This window comes from Dyella sp., assembly GCF_036568765.1.
Lineage (GTDB): Bacteria > Pseudomonadota > Gammaproteobacteria > Xanthomonadales > Rhodanobacteraceae > GSA-30.
This window is the reverse complement of record NZ_DATCRY010000094.1, coordinates 1-8904: the sequence shown is the minus strand read 5'-3', so window position 1 is coordinate 8904 and position 8904 is coordinate 1. Positions and strand designations below refer to the sequence as shown.

The window sequence follows — 8904 nt, the reverse complement described above, 5'->3', positions numbered from 1 at the left end:
GCCTCTAAAAACTTGCTTTCTGTGGGAGCGACTTTAGTCGCGACAATCGTGCCTCACCGCAAGTCCTTGTCGCGACTGAAGTCGCTCCCACAACGATAGGATCCGTTTTCGCTGTGTCCAAGTCATTGACAGGTTTTTAGACGTTCCCTGAAGTCGCTCCCACAGCACTAGCAGGCTCTTGGCGATATCCGAAATCAATCTACGTGTGCCAACAACCGCGCGCGCCAATCGATGCGTCGATCACCGATCGCGATGAACTCAGGATTGAGCAGCGAATCGCCGCGGTTGTAACGTAGCGATTCACCGCGCAGATCCAGTACCTCGCCGCCGGCTTCTTCCAGCACGCACTGCGCCGCGGCGGTGTCCCATTCGCTGGTCGGGCCGCGCCGCAGGTAGACATCCGCATCGCCACGCGCGATCACACAGAACTTGAGCGACGAGCCCAGCGGATGCGTACTGTATTCGCTACCGAGCAAGGCCTCCAGTAACGCCACACCGCCGCCGCCGTGCGAACGGCTGCCAGCCACGCGCGGCGGCTGTGCCAGCGAGCGCGTTGACATGCGCTGCCAGGCACCTTCCGGACGCATCTGCATCCAGGCCCCTTCGCCACGTCGCGCCACATACAACTCGCCGCTGACCGGCGCCAGCACCACACCGAGCACGCTACGATGCTCCTCGATCAAGGCGATATTGACGGTGAATTCGCCATTGCGCTTGACGAACTCGCGCGTGCCATCGAGCGGGTCGACCAACCAATAACGCGACCAGGTGGCCCGTTCGCTCCAGGCAGCCGTACGAGCCTCTTCCGAGACCACCGGCAAGCGCGGCTCCAATTGAGCAAGGCCCGCCGCGATCACGTCCTGCGCAGCAAGGTCCGCATCCGTGACCGGCGAGCGGTCGGCTTTTTGCGTGACGTCGAAATCGCTGCGGTAGATCTCCAGGATCGCCTCGCCGGCCGCGCGGGCGATCTCGCCCACACGCTGCAACAGCGGAGAAAGTTCGCCGCTCACGAGACGGGATGAAAGCGGCCGGCGAGATATTCCCGGGCCATAAACAGGGCAGCGATGGAGCGGCCCTCAGTGACATCCTCGCGCTCGACCAGGCGATGCAGTTCGGCCAGCTTCCACGGTACCACTTCGAGCTCTTCGGGCTCGTCGCCCTCGAGCCGTTCGGGGTAGAGATCCTGCGCCAGCACCACATGCGCCATATGGGTCATGTACGAAGGCGACAGCGAAAGGCTGTGCAACCGCGTCAACTTGCGTGCCCCATAGCCGACTTCTTCCTTGAGCTCGCGATCGGCACCTTCGACCGCGCTCTCGCCCGGATCGAGTCGGCCCTTGGGCAGGCACAGCTCGTAGCGGCCGACGCCGGCACCGTATTCGCGCACCAGCAAAACGGTCTCGTCATCCTGCATCGGCACGATGATCACCGCACCCAGCCCGCTGCCCTTGAGCCGTTCGTAGGTGCGGCGCTCGCCATTGGAAAATTCCAGGTCCAACTGCTCGACGCGCAAGAAACTGCTGTCGTGCACGTCGCGGGTGGCGTGGATGATCGGAGGTTTGCGCATCCGCCGATTGTAACCCGGCTAGGGCGTCGCCCGCTCCGCTTTGCCGCGACCGGCGAAGACCGCCCAGATCAGCAAGCCGTAGACCAGGGCGTGCAGCACCCCACCGAGCACCGTCCAGAAACCCAGCATCTGCGCCATGCCGGCCACCGACTCGCCGCTCTGCTGCATTCGGGGCAGGTAGCCGCCGTAAAGCCAGGCATTGAACAAGGTCAGCAACAACTGAATGCTGCTGGCGACGATCAGTAGCAACGCACCCTGCGGCGTGCGCTGCCAACAAACAGCCGCCACGATCAGGCCGACCACAGAGATCGCCATCGCCGGGCTGTAGCCCAACAAGACACTTAAGAAGACGGGGAGCTGGCTCACGCAGAGGTTCCTTGATCGATATGCAAGCGGGCCAGCGCCAGACGGTGCAGTGCGGGCGTGCCCGCCAGGACGCTAGTCGTTTCAAGGCTAGGGCCACGCCCGGCCAGATCGGTAAACACGCCGCCAGCCTCGCGGACGATCACCGCCAGTGCAGCCACATCCAGGATATTCACGTCCGACTCGATCACCAGATCCAGCGCGCCGCGCGCCAGCAAGTGGTAATGGCAGAAGTCGCCATAGCCGCGCACGCGGTTGGCCTGTGCCACCAATCCACCCATCGCGGTCCAGCGTGCATCGCCGGTCAGCGACTTGATATTGCCGAACGAGATCGAGGCCTGCGCCAGCTCCGTCGTATCGGCTATCTGTACGGGATCGCCCTGGAACCAGGCGCCCTTGCCCGTGCAACCCCACATCGTTTCCCCATAGACCGGAGCGCTGGACACGCCCAGCACCAGCTCGCCGCGATGCATCAGCGCAATCTGGGTCGAAAAGAACGGTGTGCGGCGCACGAAGCTTTTGGTGCCGTCGAGCGGATCGACCAGCCAGAGCCATTCCTGCGACTGGCCGTCGTGACCGAACTCCTCGCCGAAGATACTGGCGCCCGGCAGCTCCGAAGCCAGAACTTCACGGATGGCAAGTTCCGCCTCGCGATCGGCCACCGTGACCGGTGTGGCGTCGCTTTTCCATTCCACGGTCACGCCCTTGCGCCAGTAGTGCAGCAGAATATCCGCAGCGGCGGACGCCGCCTGGCGCGCAGCAGCCAGGGCGGGCTGATAATCCTTGATACTCATGACGATCCTTTCAGCAGTTTGGCTACGCCGCCGCGCTGCTCCAGGCGCAGCGTGCCGTCGAACGCAACCGGTCCCAATATCGTGAGCCAGCGCTGCAATGCTGGCTGCCGCCCCCGTGGTACCGCCTCCAGGCGGTAATGCCAGCCAAGCGTACTCAATTCGAAGCTACCAGACACCTTCAACGGCCCCTCCGGCCCGGCATCGGCCAGGCTACCGATGAGCACGCCATGGTTCGACTGCGCGTGCCAAGACAAGGTGCCCAGGGAAACCTTGCCCTGCGCTGTCTGCACCGACGCATCGCGCCATTGCCCGCTGGCCGCAAGTCGCATGGGCCATTGGTTCTGCACCAGGGCCTCAGGGATATCGACCTCCAACGTGCCCTGGGGCCGCCCCCAGGGCGTAGCGTGGGTCGTCAGGCCCAGGTCCAGGTGCAGATGCACGTCCTGCCAATGCACACTGTCGTCGCCCAGGCGCTGCATTTGCCCGCGAAAAGCCAATTGCGGACCTTCCAGTTGCAGCGATAGCGCCCCCTTGCCGAACAGGGACAGACGCGAGAGCTGCCAATCCATACGTCCGAGCAGGCGGCCATCGGTGGCTATCAGCCGGTCGGCGTGGCCATCCCATAAAGAACCGCTGACGCCATCCAACCGCAAGCCATGGAGGCGCGCCTGCAGCGATGGCACTACCCAGCGCGCAGGCAAAAACCAGAACAAGCTCACGACCGCGAGCAACACCACACCCAGCACCACCAGCCCCACGCGCCATGCTTTCAAACTGCGGCTCCTTGAAAATCGATGGTGCGGCAAGGCTTGAGCCGCCGCAGGATTCCGCCCGATCATAACCGGATGACCGACACCCCCCTCAGCAACGCCCTGCTCGCCGAGCGCGACCTTCGCCATGTCTGGCATCCCTGCACGCAGATGCACGACCACCGCACCGTGCCGATGTTGCCGATCGTGCGCGGCGAAGGCGCCTGGCTGATAGATGCCGATGGCCGCCGTTATCTGGATGGCATCAGCTCGTGGTGGACCAATCTGTTCGGCCACGCCAATCCTCGCATCGGTGCGGCATTGAAAGATCAGCTCGATCGACTCGAGCACGTCATCTTCGCCGGCTTTACCCATCCTCCGGCGATCGAACTGGCCGAGGAACTGGTGCGCGTGACGCCACCCGGTCTGGACAAGGTATTCCTGGCCGACAACGGCTCGGCGGCAATCGAAGTCGCGCTGAAAATGAGCTTTCACTACTGGCTCAATCAAGGTCGTGGCGAAAAGACGCGCTTTATCGCATTGAGCGGTAGTTACCACGGTGAGACCCTGGGAGCACTATCCGTCAGCGACGTGGCGCTATATCGCAAGACCTATGCGCCGTTGCTGCTTACACCCATCGTTGCACCGTCGCCCGACACATACGAAGGCGAGCTGGGCGAAAGCGCGGAACAGATTGCCGAGCGGCGCTTGAGTGAATTGCGCGCATTGCTTGAGCAACATGCACATGAAACCTGCGCGGTGATTGTCGAGCCGCTGGTGCAATGTGCGGGGGGCATGCGCATGTATCACCCACGGTATCTGGCCGGTCTGCGCGCCTTGTGCGATGCCTTCGACGTGCATTTCATTGCCGATGAAATCGCTGTCGGTTTCGGTCGTACCGGCACGCTGTTCGCCTGCGAACAAGCAGCGGTGACGCCCGATTTCATGTGCTTGTCCAAGGGGCTTACCGGTGGCTTTATGCCGCTATCGGCCGTGCTGACGAATAACGCCGTCTACGATGCGTTCTATGCGGAATACAGCGCAGGCAAGGCGTTTCTGCATTCGCATAGCTATACCGGCAATCCGTTAGCCTGCCGTGCGGCATTGGCGACATTGGCGATCTTCCGCGATGAGCCCGTGCTCGAGCGCAATCGCGTGTTGTCCGCGCATCTGGCTGCGCGCCTGGCGCCGCTGCGCGATCATCCGCACGTAGCCGATGTGCGCCAGACAGGTATGATCGCAGCCGTCGAACTGGTGCGGGACAAGATCACACGTGCGCCTTATCCGGCGGAAGAACGCCGTGGGTTACGTGTTTATCTGCATGGTTTGCAGCACGGCGCGCTGCTGCGGCCGCTGGGGAATATCGTGTACTTCATGCCGCCGTATGTGGTGACGACGGAAGAAATCGATCATCTGGTGGATGTGGCTATCGCGGGGATTGAGCGGGCGTTTGCGTGACGGCGCGCCCCCTCACCCCAACCCTCTCCCCCGGCAAAGCCAGGGGAGAGGGGGCAAGTTACGCAAGTGCGTCGTACTGAGGCTAGCCACAGTCAGCTCCCTCTCCCCTGGCTTTGCCGGGGGAGAGGGTTGGGGTGAGGGGGCAACCCCGCCCGAAACCGCAGCGCTAAATCAGCGCCCACCCACCGTCACACTCGAATCCAGATCCTGCAATGCCGGCCCAAGCCGCGTCTTGCCAGTACGCTGAAGATCCTCCTGCCCATAACTGCGCCCCGCCACCGGCAGGCACGCACCATCCTTCGGCTTGATCAAACTACCCGTATCGCGGATGCAGTTACGATCGCCCGGTTTAACTGCGGATTGCTTGGCCTGCGGCTGTGGCTGAGCTTGCGTGTCGGCCTGGGCGTGTACCGCACCGCCCGCCACAACCATCGCAAGCATCAGGGAAACAAAAGAAGACTTACCCATAACAACGACCTCCATTTAACGGGCGCCTGAACCACCCGAAGCCTCCTTCTCGGGAGGCAAGAACCATGCTCCTCCGTGTATAACGTGCGGGCAAGCATCTGGTTCACTGACAGCCACACGCTCTTCAGCTTCGCCGCCTCGCCTGTATCGGCTATCCTTGCGTTTTTCCAAGCAATTTCCGCTCATGCGCACCATCCGCATTCATGTCGATCAATCCCTGGCGGTCGGCGCCGAACTGCTTTTGCCAGCCCAGGCCGGCGAACACGTCGCACGCGTGCTGCGCTTGAATGCCGGCGATGAGATCGTCCTGTTCAACGGCGACGGTCACGACTACCCGGCGCGCATTGTCAGCGTCGGCAAGCGCAACGTTCAGGTAAACATCCAAGCGCAGCAAGCGCCACAGAATGAATCGCCGCTATCGCTCACCCTTGCTCAAGGCGTGGCGCGCGGAGAAAAGATGGATCTGATCGTGCAAAAGGCCACCGAGCTCGGTGTCGCGCGTATCGTGCCGCTGGTCACCGAACGTTCCGAAGTGAAACTCGATCCGGCGCGCGCGGAAAAACGCCTGGCGCATTGGCAAGCAGTCGCCGCTAGCGCTTGCGAACAAAGCGGGCGAGCGCATGTTCCCGAGATCGTTCCGGTACAAGCACTCGATGCCTGGCTATATAGCCTTGTAGATAACGACGCCTTGCGTCTCGCCCTGCTTCCGGAAGGTACGCTGCGCGCTCGCGAATTGACCTTTCCCTCCGTCGGCGGCCTGTTGGTCGTCGGCCCCGAAGGCGGGTTGGGAGAACGCGATATCAACGCATTGATCCACGCCGGGTTTGCCGGCCTCGTGCTGGGTCCGCGCATCCTGCGCACCGAAACAGCGGGCCTTGCCGCACTGGCCGCTCTGCAAGCATTGCACGGCGACCTATAGTCCTCGCATAAGGGCGCCACCGTTGTTCTCAGTGGCGGCCGATGATGCCCCGCGTTGAAACATGTTTCAACCGCGATAAAGGGGGAGAGCAAGCGCTCGCTCTCCCGTGAACCACTTCATTCAAACCAATGCAAGGGTTCTACCTGCGCTGAACGGGCGCCATCCCAAAGAGAAAGGTATCGATTTTCTGCGAGAGTTCGACAAATTTTGCCTTGCAGGCTGGATCGTAAACGTCCAACAGCTCCGCATGATTTTTCAAGCAGATATTGAAAACGGCAACGCTTCGTAGGGCCCGATCGTTGTTATCCAGTATGTCATCGGAATATTGCGCGCCTGGCTCCGGAAGCGGATTGCACAACAGCGTCTCTCTCCAGGTCGCTATATCTCGTAACGCCGGTTCGGCATGAATCCCCGAAAAACCGCACTCCAGAACCAACGGCTCAGCAAGAAAATTACCGATAGACTCTGATATCAGCTGCCACTTTGCGCTTTCCCACTCCCCGATCAGACGATTTCCGGCCATGTAGCCCCTCCTATCTTCAACGAAATGGGGCAATGGCAAATCCGCGATTGAGGCTTGAGCAACTATCGTGTCTGTTCCAAGAAAGGACCCGTCGTAAGATGGCAATGGCGGCTCGGGCGCCGATGGAGCCGCATTTCCAATCGGACCTCGAGCGAGGATTGGATCGGTTCCACGAACAGCCTGATCGTAGGACGGCAGCCCAAGCTCCGTGGCCGATGAAGCATAATTTCCAATCTCTCTCAACGTCGGCAGTCGGACATCTGAGCTGCCGGTTGTTGCCGGACCGCGCGCATCCACATCGATAGCGCGATAGCCGGTCAGTGTTGTTGGCAGTTGCGGGGCGACGCCCGCCATATAAAAGGGCATGGTATCCGTACCATTTGGAAGGGACAGACCTTGTATCCCCTTTATGCGCAGGCGACAAACATATTTCGCTCACGCAGGCATGCGACTAGCTAAACGCGCCTCCCTTGCCGTAGCCCATCGATGCGCCGAAATACCGCTCACGACCTATCCGCCAGAACCCGGGCCTTATGCCAGTCGCACAAACCATCGAATGAAGCCTCCGACGATTCGGCGGCAGTTTCCCCCAGAGCAAGACGGCAATAGACACAATTAGCGGCATCGGGATCGAGCCTGCCTGGCGGTTTGGAATATCTGGGTGCCTGCCTGGGCGGCATCGAACGTCCAACGAGAACATTGATGTCCGACCTTGATGTCTTTTTCATGCCCCCTCCGAATAACAGCATTCCCACAAGGCGAAGCAAAAAAACCACTGGCGAGAAGGTCGCTCCTGTAGGAGCGGCTTCAGCCGCGACAATAACACCTCACCGACACCGGCTTGCGATGAGATTTCACCGTCGCAACTAAAGGGAGCCACTAAAAACTCTTTCCTACTTGTCATCCCAGCGGTCGCTGGGATCCAGTGCCTTGACGCATCAACGTGTTGGAGCCGCCAGGCCGCGGCGCCCGCCGGAGGAAGTGATGAAAATTGAGGTTTTTCTAGGTTCCCGACAGCCGGTCCTACATCGCTCAGAAGTGCTCCCGCCATCGAGACGACAGCCACCTTTATCGAAACGGCCTCAGCTACTCCAGCGCCTCATCGTCAAACCCCAGGTCCCGTATAGCCCAACACAATTCAAGTGCTTCAACGCCCAGATGCTCCAGCGTACCAAACGCATGCAGCGCATCCCGCTGGTCGTACTGCTGCCACAGCATACGATGAATCAGCCGCTGCGCATTCGCCAAACGCGACTCCAACGTCAAGCAAAGCACAGATAGCCCAGGGGGTTGCACGTCCTCGGCGCGCTCACTGTCTTGAGGCGAAGCCGTGGCATAACGCAACGCATATTCAACTACATCGGTAGGAACATCGTCAGGGTTGACGAGAGTGTCGTTCATCGCGGCTCCATGCTCGGGACCGCCACCCGAAATAGGGGTGGCGGACGTGTCGGGTTGGAAAACCGGTATGTAATCGGCAAGACCCGGCAGGGCCCGAAGCCCTCCCGACACGCCCACCATAAAATTATGGCAGAGGGGCGCCGCAACGCCTACAAACGAGGCACCGTAAACGTTACGGCGCCCTTGCAGACACCGACTACATAAGCGGGTTTCCAAGCCCGGCCGCTGTTCTTTCAGCGGCGGACCGATGATGCGTATCGAGCACGCAATGTTCAACCCTTGGAGCAATTTTTCAAACTTATTCTATGGTTGGTGCATGAATAAGCGAGTAGGCATGAGTTTTTGGAATGATGGATGTTCGCGGCGAGGAAGATGTTCCACTGACGGCAACATTTGCAGCGAGAGCCTAGCTTTACGCGTGGCGACAATCGGAAGGACAATCGGGACAATCGGGCGGACAATCGGGGACATCCACTATTTGACCCACGAATTCTTCCAACATACGCCACCACTTTTAAATGTGAATCGCCCCGGGAATCGCGGAGGCTGTTTGGTTAGAGTAAAACAGCCGCGTCGGCAGCTTTGCCGAGTTGGCTGTAGTAGTTTGCCTCAGCTTCGGCCGGTGGGACATAACCGATGGATGAGTGGAGGCGTTTATGGTT

10 protein-coding genes are annotated in these 8904 nt (G+C 60.6%); 2 read left to right on the top strand and 8 right to left on the bottom strand.

Annotated features, from left to right (window positions below; translation table 11 throughout):
- Window positions 1-194 precede the first annotated feature (194 nt).
- The 5 genes from cysQ to gspN are packed head-to-tail and all read right to left on the bottom strand — an operon-like array spanning window position 195 to window position 3497.
- On the bottom strand, window positions 195-1010 hold the full coding sequence (cysQ, locus tag VIM98_RS07130) for a 3'(2'),5'-bisphosphate nucleotidase CysQ (protein WP_331992409.1): 816 nt from the start codon (window positions 1008-1010) through the stop codon (window positions 195-197).
- Window positions 1007-1567: an ADP compounds hydrolase NudE gene (nudE, locus tag VIM98_RS07125; RefSeq protein ID WP_331992408.1), complete on the bottom strand. Its 561-nt coding sequence runs from the start codon at window positions 1565-1567 to the stop codon at window positions 1007-1009. The genes cysQ and nudE overlap by 4 nt, the downstream gene beginning before the upstream one ends.
- 18 nt (window positions 1568-1585) lie before the next feature.
- Entirely contained in the window at window positions 1586-1933 is a 348-nt protein-coding gene (locus VIM98_RS07120) for a hypothetical protein (RefSeq protein ID WP_331992407.1), read from the bottom strand.
- A complete protein-coding gene (locus VIM98_RS07115) occupies window positions 1930-2724 on the bottom strand; it encodes an inositol monophosphatase family protein (RefSeq protein ID WP_331992406.1) in 795 nt (264 codons plus the stop codon). The genes VIM98_RS07120 and VIM98_RS07115 overlap by 4 nt, the downstream gene beginning before the upstream one ends.
- A complete protein-coding gene (gene gspN / locus VIM98_RS07110; RefSeq protein ID WP_331992405.1) occupies window positions 2721-3497 on the bottom strand; it encodes a type II secretion system protein N in 777 nt (258 codons plus the stop codon). The genes VIM98_RS07115 and gspN overlap by 4 nt, the downstream gene beginning before the upstream one ends.
- A gap of 72 nt (window positions 3498-3569) precedes the next feature.
- On the opposite strand from gspN, the gene VIM98_RS07105 reads away from it, so the two are divergent.
- A complete protein-coding gene (locus VIM98_RS07105; RefSeq protein WP_331992404.1) occupies window positions 3570-4931 on the top strand; it encodes an adenosylmethionine--8-amino-7-oxononanoate transaminase in 1362 nt (453 codons plus the stop codon).
- Between the two features lie 171 nt (window positions 4932-5102).
- Here VIM98_RS07105 and VIM98_RS07100 read toward each other — a convergent pair whose 3' ends face one another.
- Window positions 5103-5399 carry a hypothetical protein gene (locus VIM98_RS07100; protein WP_331992403.1) on the bottom strand — a complete coding sequence of 99 codons (297 nt, stop codon included), beginning with the start codon at window positions 5397-5399 and terminating at the stop codon, window positions 5103-5105.
- A 184-nt stretch (window positions 5400-5583) separates the two neighbouring features.
- Between VIM98_RS07100 and VIM98_RS07095 the strand changes: the two genes are divergently transcribed.
- The gene (locus VIM98_RS07095) at window positions 5584-6318 is read left to right on the top strand and encodes a 16S rRNA (uracil(1498)-N(3))-methyltransferase (RefSeq protein WP_331992402.1); all 735 of its coding nucleotides are present in this window, start codon (window positions 5584-5586) and stop codon (window positions 6316-6318) included.
- 139 nt (window positions 6319-6457) lie between these two features.
- Here the strand turns inward: VIM98_RS07095 and VIM98_RS07090 are convergent, their stop codons facing one another.
- Both VIM98_RS07090 and VIM98_RS07085 read right to left on the bottom strand, forming a co-directional pair.
- Window positions 6458-7207, bottom strand: a complete 750-nt coding sequence (locus VIM98_RS07090) for a hypothetical protein (RefSeq protein ID WP_331992401.1) — start codon at window positions 7205-7207, stop codon at window positions 6458-6460.
- 720 nt (window positions 7208-7927) lie between these two features.
- Window positions 7928-8242 (bottom strand): hypothetical protein, encoded by a 315-nt coding sequence (locus VIM98_RS07085; RefSeq protein WP_331992400.1) that lies wholly within the window; start codon window positions 8240-8242, stop codon window positions 7928-7930.
- Window positions 8243-8904: the final 662 nt, after the last annotated feature.